This is a genomic window from Flexivirga sp. G2 (genome assembly GCF_055397625.1).
In genome coordinates this window covers 35,077-59,168 of sequence record NZ_AP039675.1, presented here as the reverse complement: position 1 = coordinate 59,168, position 24,092 = coordinate 35,077, and the positions used below count along the sequence as shown (strand labels likewise).

The following is a 24,092-nucleotide window of genomic DNA, read 5'->3' as shown; positions in this document are numbered from 1 at the left end:
TAGTCTGGCATCCGCAGACGCCATACTCTCAGGTACACCCGGACCCGGCGTTACTGCTCGCCGGTGCGACTTGGCAGGATGAAACCAACTAAGCCTCAAGCCTAGGAGGGCTCCAGTGCTCAGCAAGACCTCGCGCAAGGACGTGGCCGTGAACAAGGCATCGGACAAGGCGTCCGACCTGGCATCCGACCTGGTCTCGGCGGTGGCCGATGCAGCGGAGGCCGGCCGCGAGAAGATCGCACCGGTCGTCGAGAGCGTCGCCGGTCATCTCTCCGATGCGGCCGACAAGGCGTCCGACGCCGCGGCACCGCACGTCGCGAAGGCGAAGGAGACCGTTTCCGAGGCAGCAGCACCCCAGGTCGCCAAGGCCAAGGAGGCCGTCGCCGAGGTTGCGGCTCCGCAGATCGCCAAGGCCAAGGAGGCCACCGCCGACGCGACGGACGCGGCGGCACCGCGTGTGAAGCAGGCGAAGAAGGCCGCCAAGCAGGCATCCCGGCAAGCCGCCAAGGATGCCGCCGACGCTGCGGCGCCTCGCGTCAAGAAGGCACGCAAGGCCGCGAAGAAGGCTGCCCAGCAGGCAGCCAAGGACGCCGCGAGGGTCAAGGCGAGCACGGCCGACCGCGCCGAGGCAGCAGGGCTGACCAAGGAGCAGGCGCACCGGCTCTTCGCCGACGAGTGGATGCCCCGCATCCACGAGACGATCGCCGCGACGGCCGCCGCCGGCAGCAGTGCGTATGCCGCGCTGCCGCAGCAGGCCCGCGACGCCGTCGAGACGGTCGCCCCGCAGGTCGCCAAGAAGCGCCGCAAGAAGGGCAAGGTGTTCATCGCCCTCGGCCTGCTCGCCGGAGCGGGCGCGGTCGCGCTCTACCTCAGCGGCCAGAAGTCCGGCGCCAAGAACCCGCAGGTCACCGCCCCGGAGATCGAGAAGCTGGACGTCAACCCGGTGGAGGACACCACGTCGCTCCCGGTGTCGGACGACGCGGTCGGCGACCTCGAGAAGAAGGTCGACGCGTCGGTGTCCGGTTCACGACGGGGCCGGCACGCCGCCAAGGAGTGACTCACTTCGCATCCGAGAACCCCCGAATCACGCTGTGGTTCGGGGGTTCTCGTGTGTATGGCGAAAGTATGGCGCACATCGTCACCGCTGATCGGGCAGTTGCGGGGTGCTGAATCCCTCCGATCGGCCGAGCAGCACGGCCCGGGTGACGGCCGTGCTGCCGAACCGGTCGCGCACCGCGTCGAGCGCGCCGTCCAGCCGGGACGGCGCGACTGCCTCGAAGGGCAGCTCGAGCTGCTCGTCGGCCGACTCGTCGAGCCCGCTGATGCTGATCCCGATCAGCGTCACGCCGCGGTCGGCGATCAACGGCATCGCCTCCTCGAGCAGTGCGCGCCCGGCGACCAGCCAGGCGTCGGTGCCCGCGGTCGCGCGGCGCAGGGTGCGGGACCGGGTCGCCCGGGTCATGTCGTCGAACCGCAGTCGCAGGATGAAGGTCCGCCCGACGCGCTCGCCGGATCGCAGTCGCCGGGTGACCTTGTCGACCAGGCTGACCAGCGTCGCGTCCAGCTCGGCACCGGTATGCCGCCCCCGCCCGATCGCGCGCTGGGCGCCGACCGAGCGACGCCGCCGGCCCGTCTCGACCCGGCGTGGGTCGCGGCCGTGCGCGAGTGCGTGCAGGTGGTGGCCGCTCCCCGGGCCGAGGATGGCGATCAGGGCGTCCTCCTGCAGGGCGGCGAGCCGGCCGACGGTGCCGATCCCGTGCGCGTGCAGCTTGCCGGAGGTCACCTTGCCGACTCCCCAGAGCGCCTCGATCGGCAACGGGTGCAGGAAGTCCAGCTCGCCACCGACCGGCACGCTGAGCAGGCCGTCGGGTTTGCTCGCGGCACTTGCGACCTTGGCGAGGAACTTGCTGCTCGCGATGCCGACCGAGATCGGCAGCCCGACCTCCTCCTTCACCCGGCGGCGCAGCGTGGCGCCCACCGTCGACGGAGTGCCGCTGACCCGGCGCAGCCCACCGACGTCGAGAAATGCCTCGTCGATCGACACGCCCTCGACCACGGGCGTGATGTCGCGGAAGATCTCGAAGACCGCGTGCGAGGCGTCGACATACGCGGTGAATGTCGGTGGCACCTCGATGAGCCCGGGGCACAGGCGCCGCGCGATCCGGCCGGACATCGCGGTCCGCACGCCCATCGCCTTGGCCTCGTAGCTGGCCGCGAGCACGATGCCGCCGCCCACCGCGACCGGCCGCCCACGCAGCGCGGGGTCGTCACGCTGCGCGACGCTGGCATAGAACGAGTCGAGATCAGCGTGCAGGAAGTTGCCCTCTGCCACGAACACATGTTCGCATCCGCTACTGACAGCCCAAGGTGGTCGGTAGCGCGCGTATGCCGGTCGAGTAGCGCGTGTATGCGGGTCGAGTAGCGCGTGAGGAACGAGCGGACATGTGCGGGTCGAGTAGCGCGTGAGGAACGAGCGCGCTTATCGAGACCCGACGTATGCGGGTCGAGTAGCGCGTGAGGAACGAGCGCGCGTATCGAGACCCCCTCCGGTGACACCATGAACGAATGGAAGGGGCACGAGAACGACTCGAAGCGGAGAGAGGCCAAGCCGAGCAGCGACTGACCTACCTCACCGGTGACTTCAACAATGTCGTCGAAGCCTCGCGGGACGCCAACAACGACGACGAGCACGACCCCGAGGGCGCCACCATCGCCTTCGAACGGGCGCAGGTGTCGGCGCTCGTGTCACAAGTGCGAGGTCACCTGGCCGAGATCGACGCCGCCCTGGAACGACTGGTCGCCGGAACGTACGGAACCTGCGAACGGTGCGGGCAGCCGATCGCTCCAGGCCGTCTCGAAGCGAGACCGACCGCTCGCACGTGCCTCGACTGTGCTTCGCGTCAGGCGTAGATCACGCCACCCCGCACTCCGGTTGCGATGGTCTACCGCACCTGGAGACGGGTCCCATAGACGACGCATTCGCGGCGGAATGACGCGGGTCCTCAGGAAGCACCGCCGTCTGCGTGCATTCGGATGCGGCGCGGTGTCCCATCACCGGTAATGAGGTATCAACGGAAGGGTTATTGGTCAGACACGGTGGCACTTTGGGCCACTCGTCAAGTCGTCGTGTCGCGGTCGGGTGAGACCATAGGGTCTCTCCGGAAAGGGGGACCCTATGGCAAATCCGGTCGAATTCATGCTGACCGATCTTCGCGAGAAGTATGAGGCGGTGCCCTCGTCTCGAGCTTTCGATCGCCTCTATGACGACCCGGAGTGGGGTCACATGTTCGCGGTTCTCCACGAACGGCTGAACGAGCACTTCACCGATATCAACGGGCGGGCCGAGACCACCCACCACTATTGGGCTGACAACAGCCGCGCCCTCCTCGCCCTCATCCAGGAGATCAAGGCTGATCTCCATACTCTGCGGCGCGCTGAGGTGGAGGTCGAGTTTGCCGACAGGTACCAGGATGCGCTGGAGCGCTGTCGGCCCTGGCTTTCCCCGAGCGGCGGCAGCGCCGTGCCTGACGACTTCTCACCCATCGAGGTCATCGCATACGAGCCGGTCTTCGTCCATGCGGCCAGGCACGTCAAGCTGAGGAAGCAACAGGAGCCCGTGGCGCTGAAGATGGTGGGCAGCGGGTCCTTTGCCCACGTGTACTCATACCTCGACCCTGACTACGGCATCAACTTTGCTGTGAAGCGGGCCAAGAAGGACCTTGACGCACGAGACCTCGAACGCTTCAAGCAGGAATTCGAGGTTCTAAGGAAGCTGAGCTTCCCCTACGTGGTGGAGGTCTATCGCTACGACGAGGCCCGCAACGAGTACCGCATGGAGTACTGCGACACCACGCTCCGCGACTACATGCGCAGAAAGAACGGCACCATGTCCTTCGCGGCGCGGAAGCGCATCGCGTTGCAGTTCCTCTACGGTGTGAACTACCTCCACCGCGAGGGCCTGCTTCACCGTGACGTCAGCCTTCAGAACATCCTGTTGAAGGTCTTTGACTCTGGTGCGCTCCTGGTGAAGCTTTCGGACTTCGGACTGGTGAAGGACCAGACGAGCGAGTTCACTCGGACGCAGACCGAGATGAAGGGCACCGTTCGCGATCCCACGCTCAGCAGCTTCAAGGACTACGGGGTGGTGAACGAGATTTACGCCATCGGGCACGTCCTCGCCTACATCTTCACTGGCCGAGAATCTCTTCCGCCGGCAACAGACGAAGTCGGCCGCATCATCCATCGATGCGCCGTCAACGACGTCGGCCAGCGCTACCAAGCAGTAAAGGAGTTGATAGCCGAAGTCGAGAAGCTGGATGCTTCTCCGATTCAGCCGACGGCGTAGCGCGCTCAGGTCTCGCCGGGCCTGGTCAAGGCGTGTCACACCGCCGTCTCCGTGGTCCGAGCTACGGCGCGAGCGAGGAGCAGGGCTACCCTGCCCGCGGCAAAGTGACGCAGCTGGGGTTGGGCCACTGAAACAGGAGCGAGTGGTTGTCCGATGCGCCCGAGCAGGCGTTCTCGCCGAGGTTCCCTCGACCAGTTGAGAAGCCCCTAACATCGGGCACGTGATGACACCGTTTCATGTTCCAGGGCACCTCCTGCATCCCACTGCGGGTGACATGAGCGATTACCTCGTCCATTTCACCAAGAGCGAGAGGACGCTTGGTGCGATACTGACGAGTGGCTGTCTTCGGGCCTCCGGACCCTTCGGGTTTAGCTTCTATCGGACGATTCCCGAGGTGACCGCTCGCCATCAGTCGGTGTGCTTGAGTGAGATCCCACTCGACCAACTTCATCAGTTGACGAAGCGGCACGGGCAATACGGCGTTGGCTTCACGAAGGACTTCATCCGTTCACGCCAAGGTGCCCGAGTTTGGTACGTCGATGAGAAGTCCAGCCAGGCAGCGAACCTGAGCCAGCAGTTACAGACTCTCAAATCCACCTGCGACTGGACCCACTCGCTGTGGGATCTCACGCCTTTCATAGACCTCGTGATGCCCAGTAAGGGCTACGTCTGGGACTGGGAGCGGGAGTGGCGAGTGCAGAACGACTTGATCTTCGCCCTTACCGATGTAGCCGTCGTCATCACGCCCGAGGGTGTCGACGAACTCCCCGTCGAAGGCATCTACGGGCACCCGGACTCTTACACCGTCGTAGCTGCATCCCTTCCCTCTCTGGAGCAACATGTCGAAGCGCTCTTGGAGCAGTTCCGCCAGACATTCGAAGACCCAGCGAACTGCTTGCCCGTCGATAGCGGTGAGTATGTATGGATCGTCGATGAGTGGGACACCGAAGACTCTGTGGCGTACCTGTTCGGCGATGAGCAAGAAGCGATACAGGAAGAGCTGGTTGACTATCTCAACGGCGAGAGCACAGCCTGGGTTCGTTCGTCAGACATGGCCTTCGGCGACGAATAGTCACTTGTCACCCGTCGTCGAGTTGGGACACCGAATGTCCAGCCTCCAACGCTCTGAGACCTTCCGTCGTTTTGCCGCCATCGACGCTGGGCCGCTACTGCCGGTTCGCACAAGCGTTCGCCTCGACGTCGACTATGCCACCCACTTTGGCGTACTCCATGAGATTAGTATCGATGCCGTCCACCAAGGTGGCGTCCAGAACGGTCTGCTCGATCCCATTGCTATCGAGCGGGTGATCAGAGTAGACGTACAGCGTCTTGGCGGCGAATGAAAGGCTGATCGTCTTCGCGGTGAATGCGGCGAGTCCAGCCATCTTGTCCAGAATCCGTCGGCTGCACTGAACGCAGGTAAGCGCCGATCCGCAGGCAGCTGCGCTGAGCAGGGACAGTGTCGAAAAGCTACTCCCGTCCACGACGACAGGCTTCTTCCAACCCCGCCGAAACGGCGCGCGATCAGGAGGAGTCAGTTACATAAATTCCTGACAGACCCTTGGTGCGCATCGACGATCAGACCCGAACACGTATCCGTTGCTGGGACATCGATGACGTCCCGCAGACGGTCTGGCCGTATGTTCTCCCGGCAAAGTTTCGTGGGCGCACCAACCCGCCGGGGAACATCTATCGCGGGTCGTAGCGAGGCATACTGATGTGCGGATGCGAGGCAGCCGTCGAACCTTGGGGAGCGGCAGGCACGACTATGCGTCGTCTGACGCCACTTCCTCGTGTAGTTGAAGTAGCGCACGGAGAGTTCGGAGATCGTCGAGTACTTCACCCCATTGCCGTCGCCAGTGAGCATCGAACGGCTCGCTCGGCTGCATGATGTGTTTCGTTGCAGCGTCCAGACGGTTGATCAACGGCGTGACTTCCTCGTCGTTAGCGAGACCCGAAGCTGCTCGGGATGCGCTCAACGTGGCCCGGCCCAGCCTGGCGCGCAGAGGATATGCGGCTTGTGGCTCGAAGTCGGATGCCAGAACCCTATCGATCCGACGGAGAGCATGGTTAACAGATGTCATCACAAGTTGCCGACTCTTTTAACGAATGTCTGTGCGTGGTCAAGCCAGAGCTTGGCCGCGGAAAAACTGGGTCTCGATGGCGGTGGAATCTGCCGAGCAGTGGCAAGCCGGAATTGGTACAGGTCTAGAGCGGCATCTGCAAGCTCGGACATACCGACCGCAGCGAAGGAAATTCGAATCGAATCGGCCAAGTGAAATCGGGGGTCGCCAATCTTGTGGCAAGCCAAGATACTGCAGTGCCGAATTACGGTTGCGGTGGCTCCGAGTTCAAACAGGATTTCGTCCTCGTCGATTACGTCGTCCAATGCCCAACGGACATCCTCTAACGCTTGAGCGAAGCCGCGAATATCACGGGCGCCGTTCGTGTACTGCGGAAGGCAGGCCAGTAGGTTCGCCAGCCCGTCGGTGGGTTCGGTGGTATGTATTAGTTGACCTTCGAGTTTGAGGTGCAGAAGGAATAGCGAGCCATAGCTGGCCATTTGGGCTACCTCACGCCACGAGTATCGTCTTACGGAGAGATGTTGCGCCTGGGGAAGCCCGACGACCGTTGACTCGACGAGCGACGGATCTGGGGAGGCGTCGGCTATGACCAGCACGTCTAGGTCACTGGAGTGCGAGTGAGTGCCACGAGCGACGGACCCGTACACCCAGATCTCGGTTGCGGAAGATGTCAGCTCTGGCGCCACGGATGACGACGAGTACTCCGTCATCGCCTCAGAAGCGCTTTCACGAGCAGGGTTACGTACATACCGGCGAAAACAACCCCGAACAACGCCTCGATAGCGGCCAAACTCTGGGTGGGCCAAGTAGTCAAATCGACAATAGATATGCGGTCAATAAGCAGGAAGTTACTCAGGGAGAGCCACAGATAGTCGCTGGCCGTCGCCTGTCCGTGGGGAACCTGAACGCCGGAATGAAGCGCAAGAAAGAGGACTGGGAAGATGATCAGCGCGGCAACAGCGGCGCTCGATAGGAGGCGCCACGCGGACTCACCATGCCCCCACAATAGATGGTTCACGCGGTGCCATCCGAGCCGGAGGACAGCCTGCGCTCTGGCCGCCAAGTCGAAGTGCTCGCGGTACCAAACCGAGTCTCCGCGGACGGCCGCGCGGAGGTGAAGATCGAGTGCCTTAATCGCGGCGACCTTGTATCTCCGCGATTCGGCCGGATCTCCTGACGACTGCGCGACTCGCGCGAGAGCGTCGAATAGTTCGTTTCGCAAGTTTGCCTGCTGAGGTGCAGAATGCAGCATTTCTTGGAAAGGGGGAGCCGTGTCTCGAAAATCGGCATAGCGGAAGTCGCAGCCGCGAATTGAGATATGGGTGAAGTTGCAGTTAACAAATTTGCAACCAACGAACGTCGTATCCCTGAGCTCGGCCTTTCGAAAATAGCACTCGATGAAGACGCAATTACGGAACGAGCCAGCTTTCACGTCGGCGCGGAGGAAGCTGACGTTCGCGAACGTGCTATTCGAGAAATTGGGCCGATGCATCTCGATGTCATCGGCAAGCTGACCTGCAACCAGTACGCCGTCACCTTGAAAGGGGGCACGCAGCGTCTCTGGGGTCCGTCCGAAGGCAAAAGCGTCCACGGGTAGCAAGTATCACGCCATCAGCGCTTCCGGGCCAGTTCTTGCGGCAAGGGGCTGTGTCAATCTGGGCGGATAGACGCGTCGCGTTCGCGCAGCGCGCCAACTGGGCCGACCCGATCCTCCGGGTTGAAGTTCTCCGCCGGTGCGAGGCACGGCGCACCGAGACGCTCGGCATGGCCAGCGCGCAGTTTCCGTCGTGGTGCGGGACGCCGGAATGCCGTTAGCCTGACGTCTCATGAACATCGTCTTCGTCGAGCCGAACTTCCCGCGCAATCAGCGCGAGTTCGCGCGTGCGCTGCACGAGGTGGGAGCGACTGTCTTCGCGGTCGGGGAGACGCCCTGGGAGTGGCTCGACGAGGAGCTGCAGTCCTGGATCGATCACTACTACCAGATCGGCTCGGTCACCGACGTCGACCAGCTGCGGATCGCGGTGGAGCACTTCCAGTCGATCGCCTGGATCGACGGCATGGAGGCGACGATCGAGTCGCACACGCTGCCGGCAGCGATCGTGCGGGAGGCGCTCGGCATACCGGGCACGTCGGTGCGCACCACCTGGTTGTGCCGCGACAAGCCGGCGATGAAGGAGGCGTTGCGCGCGGCCGACGTGCCGACCGCCGCCTCCGCGGCCGCGCACAATCTCGACGACCTGCGTGACTTCGTCGACGAGCACGGCTACCCGGTCATCCTCAAACCGCGGGCCGGCGCCGGAGCCAGCGGCACCACACGCGTCGACAACTTCCGCGAACTCGTCGACACCGCAGCGACATTCGGCGCCACCGACTCGATCGCGATCGAAGAGTTCGTCGAGGGTCACGAAGGCTTCTACGACACCCTGAGCGTCGACGGCCATGTCGCGCTCGACTTCGCCTCGCACTACTACCCGGGCGTGCTCGAGGCGATGCGCACCCGCTGGGTCAGTCCGCAGTACATCTCCACCAACCGGGTCGACTCCGCACCGTTCTACGCGGAGCTGCGCGAGCTCGGCGAGCGGGTCAACGAGGTGCTCGGCATACACACCGCACCCACCCACATGGAGTATTTCGTCAGCCCGAAGGGCTTGCGGTTCAGCGAGATCGGCGCCCGACCGCCCGGCGTCGGCTGCTGGGACCTCTACTCCGCGGGCAACGACATCGACATCTACCGCGCCTGGGCGGACGCGATCGTGCACCACCGGGTGTGGCACGTCCCGACCCGGGCGTATGCCGCCGGCATCATCGCGCTGCGCCCCGATCGCGACGGCACCATCACCTCGATCGACGGGTTCGACGAGATCAACGCCCGGTATGGCGAATGGATTCTGGACTCCCACCTGCCGGTCGGCGCCGCGACCCAACCGATCGAGGCCGGCTACATGGCCAATGCCTGGATCCGGATGAAGCACCCCGACTACGACGCCCTGCGCGGCATGCTCGACGACGTCGGACGCACGGTGCAGGTCCACGCGGAGTGAGCAGGTCCGCGGCACCGATCGTGTTGCTCGGTCCGCAGCGACGACCGGGTCTGGACAAGGTCGTGGCCGAGCTCGGTCTCGACGGACCGTTTGCCACCGTCACCGCGGGTTGGCAGGAACGCGAGCTCGCCGACGCCGAACTCGGCCGGCACCTCGGCGATCACGCCACCAATCTCGCGCTGTGGTCCCGTCGTCAGGACGTGCTGGACCGCGACCCGGATTTCGCTGCAGCACACCGGCGCCGGACGGTCGAGCTGACCGATCTGCAGGAGCTCTACCTGATCGGTGTCCGGCATACCTCCCGGGCGTTGACCGAGCTGCGCTCGCAGGTCGAACGCTCCGAGCGCGCACAGCGATTCGCGCTCAGCGATGCCGAGGAGGTGCTCCGGTCGCTGGACCGCCGACACCTGGAGCGGGTGCGCGAGATCAACGCGACGTTCTACGAGGCGACCCGGCCGCACGAGCACCCGCTGATCGCGGCACACCGTGCCGAAGTGGCGCAGCTGCTCGCGGCGGCCGGCGCCGTGGTCATCACCGGCGGACACGTCGGTGAGCTGCTGGACGCCCTGCACCTCTTCAACGTGGTGCCGGCGGGTCTGGACCGGTTGCCGGTGATCGCCTGGTCAGCGGGTGCGATGGTGCTGACCGAACGCGTTGTTCTCTTCAACGACAACGCTTCTCGCGGGCCGCGAGCGCCCGAGGTGTATGACGACGGGCTCGGCCTGGTGCCGGATGCCGTCGTGCTGCCGTCCGCCCGGCAGCGGCTGCAGATGCAGGAGACCGCCCGGATGGGGCTGCTGGCGCGACGCTTCGCGCCGGCCGCGTGCGTGCCGCTGGACCCGGGAGCAAGGGTGCAGCTGACCGCGGACGGTTCGTTGCCCTCGGACGCACCGGTGATCGACACGTCCGGCGTGGTGCGCACATTCGGTGCTGCATCGACCGCTGGGGTGGATCATGCCTGACCAGCTCGCCATACACCGGCTGCGGGCGCGGAAACCGTTGGACGACAACGCGATCGACCGGTTCCTCCAGCAGCACACTGTGCCGATCGTCGAAGGCGAGAAGTGCACCTTCCTCTACCGCGGTGACGCCGACGAGGTGTGGGTGCGGCACCGGATCGTCGGCCAGCCCCAGCGGGTGCCGATGCGCCGACTGCCCGGAACGGCGCTGTGGTTCGTCATCCTCGAACTGCCCGCGGGGTCCCGCGTCGAATACCAGCTCGAGGTGCGCCGCGGCGACCACCACGAGGAGGGCAACGACCCGCTGAACCCGCACGTCGCCAACAGTCCGGTCGGTTCGTCGTCGGTCTGCCAGGCGACGGGATACGTCGTGCCTGACTGGGTGCACCCGGATCCCGACGCACGCCCGGGCGAAATCGTCGATCTGACAGTGCAATCCGCCGCACTGCGCCGACAGAGCGAGTGCCGGGTCTACCTGCCCGCCAGGTTCCGCACCACCCACACCTATCCGCTGCTGATCGTGCACGACGGTGACGACTACCTGCACTACGCGGCGATGCAGACCGTCCTGGACAACCTGATCCATCGGCTCGACGTCGCCGAGACGATCGTCGTCTTCTCCAACCCCGGCGACCGCAACAAGGAATACGCCAACTCGGTGCAGCACGCACGCTTCATCGCCAAGGAGCTGCTGCCCACCCTGGAGGACCAATTTCCTTTGCTGGCAAAGCCTTCCGGGCGTTGCCTGATGGGCGCGTCGTTCGGCGGCGTCGCGAGCCTGTCCACGGCATACCGCTATCCCGACCTGTTCGGTTCGCTGCTCGTGCAGTCCGGGTCCTTCGTCTTCACCGACATCGGCAGCGACCACGGCGGCGGTGACGTCTTCGACCCGGTCGTGCGGTTCATGAACCGCTACCGCGCCACGCCCCGCAAGGTCGCCGACCGGATGTTCGTTTCATGTGGAACCTACGAGCCGCTGATCGTCCCCAACCGGTCGATGGTGCCGGTCTTCGAGCGAGCCGGGATGCGGATCCGGTATGTCGAGGCCCGGGACGGGCACTCGTGGGAGGACTGGCGGGACCGGCTGCGCGACGGCCTGTCCTGGATCTACCCCGGCCCGCAGAAGTACGTCTACGAGTAAGCCACCAACGCGGGTTGAGTAGTGGAGGAGCGAAGCGGGGGAACGTATCGAAACCCAGGTCCCCATCCTCCGCACCGGCGATCGTCCATCCACAGGTCGACGAAATCCTCTGCCGCTTCCGTTTCGGGATCGCCCATATTTCAGTGATGGCATGGACCTACATCCTTCAATGCGGCGATGGCTCCTACTACGTCGGCAGCACACGAGATCTCGATTTCCGGATGATGCAGCACGCGGCGGGCGAAGGCGGCGACTACACGCGCAAGCGGCTTCCGGTCCAGCTTGTGTGGGCACAAGAGGCTGAGCACATAGGGATCGCCTACGAACTCGAGAAGAAGGTCCAGGGATGGAGTCGTGCTAAACGCGAGGCGCTCATCGCGGGCCGGTTCGATCTGCTTCCCAGCCTTTCCAAGAAGCGCAACTGGAATCGGCCGAGCAAAGGATGAGCCTAGGTCTCGATACGGGCTCGTACCTCGCCCTACTCGACCCGCGTGCTCCCCTCGCGTGCTCGACCCGCCCTACTCGACCCGCGTACCGCTGCGAAGGACTCGCAGCGCCATCGCAGTGGCATCGCAGCGCGCCCCGGCAGGCTGCTTCCTGTTCACACCGGACCAGGAGGAGACCACCATGCGCAGGACGAAGTTCACCCTCACCGCCGCTCTCATCGCGGCGCCCACCATGCTCGTCGGGATCGGCGGCCTCGCCGCGCCGACGGCGCATGCGGCGACAGCACGCAACGGCGTCTGCGAGTCCGGCGAGTTCTGCCTCTACTACAACTCCGGCGAGGCCGGGTCGGTGTCGGACTTCAGCACGTCGGTGAGTGACTACGGTGCGACGCAGCCGGGCTGCTACGAGTTCAAGGGCGCCGGAGCCGGCAAGGGTCTGTGCGTGAAGAACCACGCGGCCTCGGTGTGGAACCGCACCAGCAAGCCGGTCACCGTCTACTACAACTCCGGGTATGCCGGGCACGCACAGCCGTTCGCAGCCGGCGCCAAGGGAAACCTGGACGCGACCCTGAAGAACAACAACGCCGGGCACCGCATCGGAGCGGCGCCGGCGAGCGTGCGCGGCATCGACGTCAGCAACAACAACAGCACCATCGACTGGGCAGCCCAGCACAGCGCCGGCGTGAAGTTCGCCTACGCCAAGGCGACCGAGGGCAGCACCTGGACCGACCCGACGTTCTCCCGCAACTACAGCGGAGCCCGCAAGGCCGGCATCATTCGCGGGGCCTACCACTTCGCCAACCCGGCCGGCGCGTCCGGCAAGGCGCAGGCCGACTACTTCATCGCGCACGGCGGTGCCTGGAAGGCCGACGGCTACACCATGCCGGGCGCACTGGACGTCGAAGGCTCCTGCTACGGCAAGACCGATGCGGCGATGGTCAGCTGGATCAAGGCCTTCGTCGCGGAGTACAAGCTGAAGGAGGGTCGCACGCCGATGATCTACACCAACCGCTCGTGGTGGCAGGACTGCACCGGCAACAGCACGGCATTCCACAGCAGCGCGCTCTGGTTCGCCCACCCGACCTCGGTCGGCACGCTGCCCGGCGGCTGGGGCAAGCAGACGATCTGGCAGTACGCCGTCTCGGGCGGCATCGACCAGAACAAGTTCAACGGATCGGCGACCGCACTGAAGGCATTCGCCGACAACAAGTAGCCGCCGACCGGAACGCCCCCACCGGACCTGCTCCGGTGGGGGCGTTCGTATGGCGTGCAGGAGCGGACCACTTCCGGCATACCGCACGTCGCTCTCGGCGAGCGGGAGCTCACCCGCGCGAAAGCTACTGCTACGTAAGTTGATTCGCGCCGTTCGGCAGATCGCGGATCCGTTCGCCGCACGCACACGTCGGAGGCGGGTGGCAACGAGTTCCTACTGCCGAGTTGTGTGGGTAACAAGCTGCCATGGCTCTTTCCGCCCCGCACATAACCAGTGCAAAAGTGCTTGCGGGTGGGCAGAGTGAAGTCATCGGAACTTCGGACGCACAGTTCGACCGATACGACAATCACAAGAGGGGTTACCAAGAAATGAACGCCATCAAGAAAGTCGCGATCGTCCTCACCATGACCTCGAGCACGCTCGTCGTCGCCGGACCCGCGATGGCCGCACCGGCTCCGCACAACGCAGCTGCCACTGCGAGTGCGACGACCGTGGGCAGCGACCACACCAGCGAGATTCCGCCGTGCGTCGGCTGCTGGTGATCCACTGATCACAAACTTCTCGTGAGGGCCGTTCGCCGGTATGGCGGGCGGCCCTCACGTCTGCCCGCACAGGACCGTCCGCAGTCGTGACTCCTCGCGGTCACCCGCCGCCATGGAGTCGGCCGTTTCCGGGAGCGTCCGGATCCCGGCCAGCTGGGATCTGCTGCTCACCACCAGCGCGTCATCCGGTCGCGAGTCGTCGACGAGCTCGTCCACCGTCAACTCGAAGAACGCATCGTCGACCTGCACCCGCTGTGCGAGCCGGCACCGCGAGTCCGAAGCTCCGGCACCGACGAGTGCCCTGTCCAGGACTTCGACGGTGGCCGCGGCGGGCGGCCCCGGCACGTCGACCACGAAGACCTCGTGCCCGGCCGAACTCGCCCGGCGACTGATCCGCGGATCGCGTCGACGGCCGTCCGCAACTGCGACCGGCTCTCCTTCGAGACTCGCCATCACGCACTCCGCGCCAGGAGAGCAGGACCGGGCGAGGACTCGTCGACCGCGGACGTCGCCAGATCACCGAAGTGCTCGGCCACCCACGAGTCGTCATACACCGTCTCGAGGTAGCGCTCGCCGAGGTCGGGCCCGATCGCCACGGAGGTCAGATCCCCCTCCGGGTCGTGCTCGGTCAGCCAGGACACGGCACCGGCGAGCACCGTCCCGGTCGATCCACCGAAGAGAAACCCCGTCCGCGCCAGCTGCCGGCAGAAGCGGACGCCGTCCCGCTCCGGCACCAGCACCGTGTCATCGAGCACGGTGCCGTCGAACATCGCCGGGCGTACCCCCGCACCGAGGCCGGGAACGTGCCGCGGTCCGGCATCCGTCCCGAAGGTGACGCTGCCGACACTGTCCACGCCGACGACTCGCACCCGACCCGCCGTGGCGTCGCGCATGTAACGGGCGCAGCCCATCAGTGTCCCGGTGGTGCCGGCACCGACGAAGAGGACGTCGACGTCGGGCACCTCACGCAGGATCGCCGGCGCCGTCCGCCGGTAGTGCGCCCCCCAATTCGCCTCATTCGCATACTGATTCAGCCAGAGAACATCTGCGTGCTGTGCGAGGTTGCGCACGAAGCGCAGCCGCGCGCCCAGGTAGCCCTCGACCGGGTCCGGCTCGGTCACGATGTGCACGGTCGTCCCCACGGCACGCATCAGCCGAACCGTCGCCGGGTTGCAGCGGTCGTCGGTGACGCAGATGAAGTTCAGCCCCCGGTTGGCGGCGATCAGACTGATCGCGACGCCGAGATTGCCGGACGACGACTCGACGATCGTCATACCCGGTCGAAGTTCCCCCTTCTCCAACGCGGCATCGATCATCGACAGCGCGGCCTTCAACTTGATCGAGCCGGCGAAGTTCAACCCCTCGGTCTTCACCAGGACTCGACGACCGGTCTGTCGCTGCACGTCGACGAACAGCGCGTCCTCGTGAAACTGCTCCGGCGAGGTCACCACAGGCACGTGGACCACCCCGTCGGCATCGCACCCGTTGTGCACCCTCCCTGCGACAAGCAATTCATCGCTTCCTCCACCGTGAGCCCCGGCCCTGATGGACGGGTTATGGGCGTGACGTTAGGAAGCGGTGTCATCGACCGGTTATCAGCCCGTCATCGAGGACGGGCGGCGACAGCGAGTGACAGGGGAGCGACAGGGACGAACGCCGGTACGTCAGGCCGGAACCAGTTGGTATGACGCGTGATCGGCGTCATCCAGCAGCCGCGCGCAGGCCAGCATCATCTCGCTGATGCCGTACCGGAACGATCCGTCGTCGGCCCGCCCGGCCACGTGCAGGACGCATTCGTCGACCAGCAGTTCCAGGGCGCGGCGGGTCTCGCCGGCGGGCCGGTTCAACCGGCGCGCGATCTCCGACGCGGTCGCGCGACGCGAGGTGCCCCACGACATCGCCACCAAGGCGCGGACCGATCCGGGTCGCAGGTGACTGCGCACCGATCGCATGGCGGCGGCCGCGTCGGCGTCCACCTCCGACACCTCGCGCAGCAGCGCCTCGGTGTGCACGGCGAGGTCGCCGATCGTCCAATGGGGGCGGTTGCGCAACAGATTGGCGACACCGACAACCACCGCCGGCGCGCCTCCGGTCGTCGCCAACAGCAGGTCGAGCGCGACATCGTCGGTGACCCGCTCCGGCGACAGCCGGCGGCACAGGTATTCCGCGGCGACACCGCGACTCCACGGCGAGAGCGGCACGCAGCGCACGTCGGTGCCGGCACGCCGACCGCGGCAGGTGGCGATGACGACCGAGTCCGGTCCGGACGCCGGGAGCAACCCCACCATCCCGGTCGGTATGTCGTCCAGGACCAGCACGCCGCCGGTTCGCGCGAGCACGCCGGTCAGCCGGTCCTGCAGCTCGATCTCCGTCTCGGTGTCGTCGACGGGCTCGGGCGTCATCGACCGCAACGCGTCGAGCAGGAGACGGCGCGGCACGTCGGGCCCGGAATCCGTTGCCGTCACTCGGTGTACGGCGCCCACCCCGAGCTGGGCCGCACGCGACAACCACGCGCGCACGAGGGTGGACTTGCCGACGAGCGGTTTCCCGCTGATCACCACGGGACGCATGTCGCGGTCCCGCTCGCGCCATACCTCGTCGAGGAGGGCCAGCTCGTCCTCTCGGCCGAAGGCGCGCACGGTCGCCGGTTCGACGAGGGTGTCCGCGGGTGATGCGCTCTGCCGGTCGTCCTCGGCGATCGGGGTCGGACCCGGAGCCGCCGGCTGACTCCCGAGCAGCGATCGCTCGAGTGCCCCGAACTCCTCGGGCGGGTCGATGCCCAGCTGATCGTGCAGGAACTCCCGGTAGGCCCGCAGGTCCGCGAGCGCGTCGACGCGACGGCCGGCTCGGGCCAGCGCATTGACCAGCAGCCATCGCGACCGTTCCCTGGTCGGGTGCCGTTCCACGAAGTCACGCAGCTCGGGCAGCAGTTCGCGATCGGTGTCCTGTCCCGCCATCCATTCGAAGCGATCCTCGGCCGCATCGAGACTGCGCTCCTGGAGGCCCTGCACGGCGGCGGACACCTCGACCGAGTCGATGCCGGCCAGCGGCTCGCCGCGCCAGAGCGCGAGCGCGTCGCCCATCGTTCGAACGGCGCCCGCGACGTCGCCGTCGCGGTGGACGGCGCGAGCCCGTTCGACGAGGGACCGGAACAGGTCGGCGTCGATGTCGAACGCCTCGGGGACCAGCGCGTAGCCCGGGCTGAGGGTCCGGATCGTCGGGCCCTCCGCGTGCGGCGCCAGCAGCTTGCGCAGATTGGCGACACAGATGGCGACCTGCGTGCGGAAGGTCGACGGTGGCGTCTCACCCCACAGCACATCGCCCAGGTGGTCGACGCCGACGACGTCGCCGCCGGCCATCGCCAGCACGGCGAGCACGGTTTGCTGGCGTCGGCCGCCGAGCGAGAGCTCACCTCCGCCGGCGGTCGCCCGCAGCGGTCCCAACACTCCGAGTTCGATCATGTCCCCTCCAGGTCTCGTGGTGATCCGCGAGCCGTCGGCGCCGGGGGATGCCGTGATTCGCGATGTGACCAACACTGACCCTGGAGGGGCGGCCGTCAGCGCGCTGTCAGCCGCTCGTCAGTGCGGTGACGGCGCGCTGTCGCCGACGGGTCATGCACGGGGTGTTCAGGCGTGCGCCGCAGCCTCCGCGCTCTGCCGCCGTCCGGAGAATTCCGCCCGGGCCAGGACGACCGCCGGCACCAGGGTCGCCAGTGAGGTGACGAAGACCCATGCGAAGGGCGTGCCGAACGCGTTGCCCGGCTGCGTGTGCGGGTGGGACAGCGCCTGCTGCACGACCACGGTGATGAGCGTGGCCGAGATGGCGCCGCCGATCCGCTGCAGCAGGTTCAGTTGCGGCGATGCATCCGCCACCGCGTTCGAGCTGATCGATGCGAAGGCGCTGGTCATCGCGGGGACGATGGTCAGCCCGACGCCGGCACCGCGCACGATCAGGCAGGTCAGCACCCACCAGTAGGGCGTGTCCGACCGCAGCAACAGCAGCGGGCCGGTCGAAGCCAGGGTGAGCACGATGCCGACGATCATCAGCGGGCCGCAGCCGAAACGCTTGATCGCCCGGCTCGACAACACTCCCGACCCGAGGACCCCGAGACCTCCGACGGACATGAGCAGCCCGGTCGACACGGCGGAGTTGCCGCGACCGACCTGCAGGTAGAGCGGCATCGCGACCATTGGTCCGTAGAGCACGAAACCGAGCATGAAGACGTTCATCGCCGACAGTCGGTAGATCCGGTTGGACCACAACCGCAGATCCGTCAGCGGCGCCCGGTGCCGCAACTCGACCCGCACGAAGACGGCTCCGCTCAGCACGGCCCCGATGACGGCCAGTGCCGCGCCAGGTGTGACGCCCTGGGCCACCCCGGCGAGGTGTATGCCGAACACGAGCAGCACGGCCGCCATCGGCCCGGTCACCGCACCCAGCTTGTCCAGCACGGCGCCCGGTTCACCACCGCCGCCGCGAACGTTGCGGGCGGCGAGGACGGCGACGACCGCGCAGAGCGGCAGGTTGATCCAGTAGATGGCCGGCCAGCCGCCGGCTTCGATCAGCAGCCCGCCGACCGTCGGTCCCAGCAGCGGCCCGATCAGCATGACCGACCCGCTCATGGCCTGGACCTTGGCGATGCGCTCCTTGGGGACGCTGCGCACGAGGACGACGGTCGACACGGGTGCGAGCACGCCGCCCGCGAATCCGGCGAGCACGCGTCCGCCGATCAGCACCGGCAGCGTCGGCGCGAACGCGCAGACGGCGGAACCGATTCCGAACCCCAGCACCGACCCGACGAAGACATTCCGCACACCCCACCGGCGGGTCAGCCAGCCGACCAGCGGCATCGTCGCCGCGAGCGCCAACAGGTATGCCGTGACCACCCATTGCACGTCGCTGAGTGCGCCGAGCTGCCGTGCCGTCGCGTCGAGCGAGACATTGACGACGGTGCTGTCGAGCAGCGGAAGGAACGAGCCGGCGATGGCGACCACCGCCGTGGCCGGGACCGCGCGTGACCTGGCCGGTGCGTCGCTCGCCGGGGCGGTCGGTGCTGCGGGCGTGGTGTCCGGTCTGGTGTCTTCGAGTGTCATGCCATGAGCTCCTGAACCGTGTCGAGAATGGAGTTGGCCGTAGCCACCGCGTCCGGCCGATCCCGGTGGCAGATGGTCAGATTGGTGTGTCCGGCGGTGCCGAAGGCGCTGACGAACAGTGCCGAGTACGGCACCAGCATCGGCAGCGTGTAGATGGAGTCGGCCGCGAAGTCGGCGGACCGGTAGCCGTCCAGCGGCACCGTCCCGTGGTCCGAGATGACCGCGGTGCACGGGTGCCATTCGGCCGCGTCGACCACCTGGGTGCCACCCGCGGCGTCGTCGAGGGTCTGTGCGAAACCGTTGCTGCCGCGGTAGCCGGACACCAGGGGAGCCGCCTCCCGCGCGGACATCAGCGACAGGAGCAGTTCCCCGTGCACCGCGGACCAGTCCGAGTCACCGTCGACGTCGAGGAAGATCGGCGCGCTGAGGTTCGCCGTCGAGCTCACCGACTTGTCGTGCCGGCGCATGTCGACCGGTATGACGACGCGGGCGTCGGCACCGTTGCTGCGGCGGCGCACCGAGCGAGCGACGGCGACCGCGAGTCGTGCGGCCATCGCCGCCGGGGGCTTGCCGTCGACGCGGCGCCGGGTCCAGACGGGAGCCCCGAGTTCGGTCGGCACCAGGGCCGGCGGTGCGAACGGCGAGGCGAAGGAGCCCACGTCATACGGCTCGAACTCGCCGGCGCGTCCCGTCGCAGCTGCGGCCTTGTCCGCGAAGTGCTTGTCCGTGAGCACACTGTCCGACCCGCGCGGCTCCTCACCACGCAGGACCCGGAACACGTCCTTGGTCCAGTGCTCGAGGCCTCGACCGTCGGACACGGCGTGGCTGGTGCGGAAGATCAGGGTGGAGGTGCCGTCAGGATGGTGCTGCAGCAGCACACCGCAGACCGGTCCGCGCACGATGTCGAACCCGGAGTGCACCCGCGGGTCGTCGAATTCGTTGTCCTGCAACTGTTTCGACGGATCGATCACCTGCACGGTCGGGCTCTCGCCGCCGGCTTTCCACCAGCCGCCGCGGCGCACGACGTGCATGCCGCGGTTCGCGGCGGATGCGACGTCGACCGCGTGCTGCAGGACGGTCGGGTCGAGGTGACCCTGTCCTTCGAGGACGAGCTGGATGGTGGCCGCACTGCCCTGGGCGAGTGCGTTGAGGTAGGAGCGCTCGACGTGGGAGACGCGGCGTCGGTAATCGCGTGTCGGAGTCGTGGTGGTTGTCATGGTTGTCCTTCGATCGAGACGGGTCGGGGTGCGGTTGCGACGATCGACGCGAAGGCAGCCAGGTCGTCCAAGCGGGAGGAACGCACCCACCAGCCGTCCGGCGTGGAGCGCCAGCCGGGGCGCCACATCGGCAACGCCACGGTCTCCGGCTGCCGGTCGACGAGGCCGGCCCCCTTGAGCAGCGACTCGATCTCACTGAAGTCGCCGAGATTGACACTGCGAGAAGCACTTTCGGCGCCGAGCTTCCGTCGTGCCCAGGTGATTGCGTGCGGCCGGTGCCGCTCGTCCTGGATGTCGACGCCCACCGGCCCGATCGTGGACAGGGCGACCGAGACGAGTCCAGGAACGGTCGACACCGAGCCGTGCAGGCATAGTTGCGGCCACAGCCACCGGCCGTGCTCGTCTCGGGCCGGCGCACCGGGGTCGTCACCGAGCAGCCGAGCCGCCGCCTGCCGCAACTGGACTCGGCCGCTGACCGACAGCCGTCGGCCGAATTCGTCACGGGCGGGCGCGTCGCAGCGCCATACCAACCAGCGCAGCGGCGCGCCGAGCGTCTGCTCGACACTCGCCGGCCGCTGCGCCGTGATGGTCATGTCCGGGTCCTTCAGGCCGCGCTGACGACAGCACTGTGGTAGCTCGCGCCGTACGCGAAACTGCTCAACAGCGCTCGCTGGGCGTCGCCGGCAGCGAACTGCTGCAGCGCTGCCAGGAGTCCGAATCCGCCTGCTGATCCATAGGATTCACCGACGTGCTGCTTGGGCGCGATGGTCCGGACACCCTCCAGCCCACCCGCCTTGAGCGCCAGCTGCTCGGCGGAGTCGACGAGGTCGCAGCCGTTGCCGGCAGACACGATCAGGTCGGCGTCACCCGCGGTGCGACCGGCACCGGCAAGGGCCAGCTCCATGGATCGCGCCCAGGCCGCCCCGGTGTGGTCCAGCCGACCGGGACCACTGAGGTCCGACACGGAGCCGAAACCTTCGAAGCGAGCCAACGATGTGGTGCCGGATTCGGCTGAGGCGTCAGGCGTTTCGAGCAGTATGGCGACAGCCCCGTCGGCCAGCACCAGACCGGTCTGGCCGCCAACTCGGACGACACCGTCGCGGGCGTAGTCCTGCAAACCGGCCTGCACGTCGAGTGCCACCTGCGGGAACTCATCGGCGACGACGACCAGGATCCGGTCGGCGGCGCCCCGCTCGATCACCCGTGATGCCAGGTGGATGCAGTCGAGCGCACTCGTGCCACCGGTGGTGATGGTGGCGGCATACCCCCGGAAGCGGTGCAACATGGCCAGGTGCCCGGCCGCCGCATTCACGACCGTGTTCGGGAAGACGAGTGCATTCGCGCCGGAGACACCTTCGTGCACCAGGTCGGTGTGGAAGTCGGCGACGGTGCTGAGCGGTCCGAAGCCGGTGCCGAAGACGACACCGGTTCCGGTCGCCACCGCGCGGGACGGCTTCCCGATCTGCCGGTAGAGATCCGCCGTCGCGGCGGCCGACAGGACACTGAGCGCGTCCATCCGACGGGCCTTGGCGGGATTGATCTTCCGGGCGAGCGACTTGGTGTCGGCCCGGCCGAAGGCGGCGGTGCCGAACCCGTCGATGTCGGTCGGAGCACCGAAGGTCGGAGCACCGCCGGTCAGACTCTCGATGACCTCGTCCGCGCTCGCCGATCCCGCCGACACCGCTCCGACGCCGGTCACCAGCACCTGGCGCGCCGGCCTGGCCGGTGGCGTCGAACGCCCCGGTGCGGTGACGACGAGTGAGGCGTTGTTTCCGCCGAAGGCGAAGGAGTTCGACAGGGCGACGGTCGTGTCGTGCTTCCGGCCGACGCCCGGAACGATGTCCAGGCCGTTGTCCTTCGCGGCGGGACGCACGTTCGTCGTCGGCGGCAGCATGTCGTCGCGGATCGCCAGCACCGAACAGATCGCCTCCACCGCGCCGGCCGCACCCAGCGTGTGTCCGGTCATCGACTTGGTGGAGCTCGCCGGCGGCGTCGGGTTCGAACCCAGCAGCAACTTGACCGCCTTGGGCTCGACCGCATCGTTGGTGGGCGTGCCGGTGCCGTGCATGTTGATGTAGTCGACGTCGGTCGCTTCCAGTCCGCTGCTGCGCAGCGCCTCGCTCATCGAACGGACCGCGCCGTCACCGGACGGATCCGGCGCGGTCTGGTGGTAGCCGTCGCAGGTCAACCCGTAGCCGCTGATCTCGGCATACACCGTGGCTCCGCGGGCGGCGGCCGCTTCCTCGGTCTCCAGCACCAGGAAGGCGGCGCCCTCGCCGAGGGTGAGTCCGTCCGAACCTGACAGCGGCGAGCACGGCCCGTCCGCGAGTGCGCCCAGGCTGCTGAAGCCGTATGCCGACAAGGACGCCAGCGGGTCGACCCCGCCGCAGACGACCGCGTCGACCTCGCCGCTCCAGAGCAACTCGGCGGCGTACCCGATCGCGACGGCACTGGCCGCGCACGCGTTCGAGGTGACCGACCGCGGCCCGGTGACGCCGAACTTCGCGGCCAAGGCGTCGGCCACCACGTGGATGACCGAGGTCGCGGCCTGCGCATCCGGCGCCTGCTCGGCGCCCTGCTGGACGTAGCTGCGGTGGAAGGCCTGCAGGGACGGCATCGCGCCGAGGCTGCTGCCGACGATGAACCCGGCCCGCTCGCCGAGAGCACGCGGGTCGAGACCCGCGTCCTGCAGCGCTTCGGCCACCGCGACCTCGCCGAGTGCGTAACACCGATCGGTGCCCTCGGGGGTCTCCATCTCCACCCGGCCGACCTGGTCGGTCGGCATACCGGTGGTGTCGAAGAGCGTGTTCGTGCGGATGCCGGCCCGGCCGGCCGTGAGGTTCTCCCAGCACTCGGCGACCGAACTGCCGGCGTCGCAGATCAGGCCGAGGCCGGTGACGACGACTCGTGACATGGCCCGCTCAGCCCATCTTCTCGGTGGTCGACTTGGCGACCTTGCGCGGGATGCTGACCGTGGTCGCGCCGGTGGCGCCGACCTGCAGCGGCGTGCCGGGAACCCAGAACGGTGCCTCGACCCGCACGAAGGCGAGTCGCTCGTCGGCGTTGCCCGGGCTGGCCTCGAAGAGCACGGTGCCGACCGCGGTGTCACCGGCGAGAACCTCATCGCCGGGCGCGATCTGCGCGTCCCCGTCGAGCACGACCGGAGTGAGCTTGGCATCGCCGGCCTCGGGACGGGTCAGGTTGTCCGAGCCGCGGAACTCGCCGATGCGCTCCCAGTCGACCAGCCACGCGAGGTCGGCATCGTGCACCTGCAGCGCGCTGAATCCGTTGTGGTAGAGCGGGTTTCCGACCTCGGCCTGCACACGGGCCAGGCCCGACTCGGCAACCGGGCGACCCCCGGCCTCGACGACGTCGGCACTCACCCGGAGGCGAACCGGCTCGAAGGCGTCGGTGAGGAACAGGTAGCCGTACTCGCCGGTCGTTCCCACCCGGGCGATGTAGTGGGTGCCCTCGATCCCGTCGAGCTCGACGGGTGCGCTCTGGTGCAGGATCAGGCCGGAGATGTCGAAGTCGACGTAGCCCTCCGCAACCCGCCAGGCGGCCGGACCCTCGAACGCGAAGGCTGCCCAGCCGGCCGGACCGACCTCGACCTCGGCGCCCTCGGCACCGGCGAAGTAGTCCTCGACCGCCTCGACGGTGGTCGGCGTCTGGGTGAGCAGCCAGGACTCCTCCTCCATCTCGAAGTGGGTGACGACGGCGAACGGCGCGCCGTCGTCCGCGAGCAGGATGACCTCGCGGACCTGGTCGGGCTCGACGAATTCGGTGCCCTTGCTCATGATCGAGTCGAGGTAGTCCAGTCGGTCGGCGCCGCTGATCCGCACCAGCACACCGCTGGGCTGGTAGCAGCCGACGGACTCCCGGATCGTGGTGTAGTCGGCGGCAGCCGCCTGGGCGTTGCCCGGAGCTGCGGCAGTGTCGTTCTCGGTGACAATGGTCATCTGCGAAGTCATGATCGGTGCCTTCCTTGGTTCTGGGTTCGTCCTGAGTAGT

General features: G+C 67.1%; 22 protein-coding genes and 1 pseudogene. 10 read left to right on the top strand and 13 right to left on the bottom strand.

All coding sequences use genetic code 11. The annotated features are described in order from the left end of the window. Positions 1-115: 115 nt before the first annotated feature. Complete coding sequence (locus ACZ50J_RS00275; RefSeq protein WP_464299282.1) at positions 116-1,057, top strand: hypothetical protein; 942 nt, start codon at positions 116-118, stop codon at positions 1,055-1,057. An 81-nt stretch (positions 1,058-1,138) separates the two neighbouring features. Here the strand turns inward: ACZ50J_RS00275 and dinB are convergent, their stop codons facing one another. Continuing rightward, positions 1,139-2,338 (bottom strand): DNA polymerase IV, encoded by a 1,200-nt coding sequence (gene dinB / locus ACZ50J_RS00270; RefSeq protein ID WP_464299281.1) that lies wholly within the window; start codon positions 2,336-2,338, stop codon positions 1,139-1,141. 227 nt (positions 2,339-2,565) lie between these two features. Between dinB and ACZ50J_RS00265 the strand changes: the two genes are divergently transcribed. From ACZ50J_RS00265 to ACZ50J_RS00255, 3 genes are all read left to right on the top strand, one after another. Further along, entirely contained in the window at positions 2,566-2,910 is a 345-nt protein-coding gene (locus ACZ50J_RS00265; RefSeq protein ID WP_464299280.1) for a TraR/DksA family transcriptional regulator, read from the top strand. Positions 2,911-3,175: 265 nt separating this feature from the next. Next, complete coding sequence (locus ACZ50J_RS00260) at positions 3,176-4,345, top strand: protein kinase family protein (RefSeq protein ID WP_464299279.1); 1,170 nt, start codon at positions 3,176-3,178, stop codon at positions 4,343-4,345. Positions 4,346-4,619: 274 nt separating this feature from the next. Then, positions 4,620-5,417 carry an abortive infection system antitoxin AbiGi family protein gene (locus ACZ50J_RS00255; protein WP_464299278.1) on the top strand — a complete coding sequence of 266 codons (798 nt, stop codon included), beginning with the start codon at positions 4,620-4,622 and terminating at the stop codon, positions 5,415-5,417. A 94-nt stretch (positions 5,418-5,511) separates the two neighbouring features. Here the strand turns inward: ACZ50J_RS00255 and ACZ50J_RS00250 are convergent, their stop codons facing one another. From ACZ50J_RS00250 to ACZ50J_RS00235, 4 genes and pseudogenes are all read right to left on the bottom strand, one after another. Further along, on the bottom strand, positions 5,512-5,730 hold the full coding sequence (locus ACZ50J_RS00250) for a hypothetical protein (RefSeq protein WP_464299277.1): 219 nt from the start codon (positions 5,728-5,730) through the stop codon (positions 5,512-5,514). A 698-nt stretch (positions 5,731-6,428) separates the two neighbouring features. After that, positions 6,429-6,908, bottom strand: coding sequence for a hypothetical protein (locus ACZ50J_RS00245; protein WP_464301396.1), 480 nt, complete (start codon positions 6,906-6,908; stop codon positions 6,429-6,431). A gap of 102 nt (positions 6,909-7,010) precedes the next feature. After that, positions 7,011-7,139, bottom strand: a pseudogene (locus ACZ50J_RS00240) (nucleotidyltransferase domain-containing protein); the annotation flags it as partial. Continuing rightward, positions 7,136-8,020, bottom strand: coding sequence for a pentapeptide repeat-containing protein (locus ACZ50J_RS00235; protein ID WP_464299276.1), 885 nt, complete (start codon positions 8,018-8,020; stop codon positions 7,136-7,138). The pseudogene ACZ50J_RS00240 and the gene ACZ50J_RS00235, both read right to left, overlap by 4 nt. 235 nt (positions 8,021-8,255) lie before the next feature. Here ACZ50J_RS00235 and ACZ50J_RS00230 point away from each other — a divergent pair, with 235 nt between their 5' ends. From ACZ50J_RS00230 to ACZ50J_RS00205, 6 genes are all read left to right on the top strand, one after another. Further along, positions 8,256-9,470, top strand: coding sequence for an ATP-grasp domain-containing protein (locus ACZ50J_RS00230; RefSeq protein ID WP_464299275.1), 1,215 nt, complete (start codon positions 8,256-8,258; stop codon positions 9,468-9,470). Then, positions 9,467-10,432 (top strand): Type 1 glutamine amidotransferase-like domain-containing protein, encoded by a 966-nt coding sequence (locus tag ACZ50J_RS00225; protein WP_464299274.1) that lies wholly within the window; start codon positions 9,467-9,469, stop codon positions 10,430-10,432. The genes ACZ50J_RS00230 and ACZ50J_RS00225 overlap by 4 nt, the downstream gene beginning before the upstream one ends. Further along, entirely contained in the window at positions 10,425-11,570 is a 1,146-nt protein-coding gene (locus ACZ50J_RS00220; RefSeq protein ID WP_464299273.1) for an alpha/beta hydrolase-fold protein, read from the top strand. The genes ACZ50J_RS00225 and ACZ50J_RS00220 overlap by 8 nt, the downstream gene beginning before the upstream one ends. Positions 11,571-11,716: 146 nt before the next feature. Further along, positions 11,717-12,016, top strand: a complete 300-nt coding sequence (locus ACZ50J_RS00215) for a GIY-YIG nuclease family protein (protein ID WP_464299272.1) — start codon at positions 11,717-11,719, stop codon at positions 12,014-12,016. 181 nt (positions 12,017-12,197) lie between these two features. Next, positions 12,198-13,229: a GH25 family lysozyme gene (locus ACZ50J_RS00210; protein WP_464299271.1), complete on the top strand. Its 1,032-nt coding sequence runs from the start codon at positions 12,198-12,200 to the stop codon at positions 13,227-13,229. Between the two features lie 368 nt (positions 13,230-13,597). After that, a complete protein-coding gene (locus ACZ50J_RS00205; RefSeq protein WP_464299270.1) occupies positions 13,598-13,771 on the top strand; it encodes a hypothetical protein in 174 nt (57 codons plus the stop codon). Between the two features lie 54 nt (positions 13,772-13,825). On the opposite strand, the gene ACZ50J_RS00200 is transcribed toward ACZ50J_RS00205, so the two are convergent. From ACZ50J_RS00200 to ACZ50J_RS00165, 8 genes are all read right to left on the bottom strand, one after another. Next, on the bottom strand, positions 13,826-14,224 hold the full coding sequence (locus ACZ50J_RS00200; RefSeq protein WP_464299269.1) for a hypothetical protein: 399 nt from the start codon (positions 14,222-14,224) through the stop codon (positions 13,826-13,828). Continuing rightward, positions 14,224-15,228 (bottom strand): 2,3-diaminopropionate biosynthesis protein SbnA, encoded by a 1,005-nt coding sequence (sbnA, locus tag ACZ50J_RS00195; RefSeq protein ID WP_464299268.1) that lies wholly within the window; start codon positions 15,226-15,228, stop codon positions 14,224-14,226. Before sbnA ends, ACZ50J_RS00200 begins: the two co-directional genes overlap by 1 nt. A gap of 207 nt (positions 15,229-15,435) precedes the next feature. Then, entirely contained in the window at positions 15,436-17,232 is a 1,797-nt protein-coding gene (locus ACZ50J_RS00190) for a BTAD domain-containing putative transcriptional regulator (protein ID WP_464299267.1), read from the bottom strand. Between the two features lie 165 nt (positions 17,233-17,397). Further along, positions 17,398-18,864 (bottom strand): DHA2 family efflux MFS transporter permease subunit, encoded by a 1,467-nt coding sequence (locus ACZ50J_RS00185; RefSeq protein ID WP_464299266.1) that lies wholly within the window; start codon positions 18,862-18,864, stop codon positions 17,398-17,400. Further along, complete coding sequence (locus tag ACZ50J_RS00180) at positions 18,861-20,081, bottom strand: hypothetical protein (RefSeq protein ID WP_464299265.1); 1,221 nt, start codon at positions 20,079-20,081, stop codon at positions 18,861-18,863. The genes ACZ50J_RS00185 and ACZ50J_RS00180 overlap by 4 nt, the downstream gene beginning before the upstream one ends. Further along, positions 20,078-20,674 (bottom strand): 4'-phosphopantetheinyl transferase family protein, encoded by a 597-nt coding sequence (locus ACZ50J_RS00175; RefSeq protein WP_464299264.1) that lies wholly within the window; start codon positions 20,672-20,674, stop codon positions 20,078-20,080. Before ACZ50J_RS00175 ends, ACZ50J_RS00180 begins: the two co-directional genes overlap by 4 nt. Before the next feature lie 11 nt (positions 20,675-20,685). Then, the gene (locus ACZ50J_RS00170) at positions 20,686-22,995 is read right to left on the bottom strand and encodes a beta-ketoacyl synthase N-terminal-like domain-containing protein (RefSeq protein WP_464299263.1); all 2,310 of its coding nucleotides are present in this window, start codon (positions 22,993-22,995) and stop codon (positions 20,686-20,688) included. Between the two features lie 7 nt (positions 22,996-23,002). Continuing rightward, entirely contained in the window at positions 23,003-24,052 is a 1,050-nt protein-coding gene (locus ACZ50J_RS00165; RefSeq protein WP_464299262.1) for a hypothetical protein, read from the bottom strand. Positions 24,053-24,092: the final 40 nt, after the last annotated feature.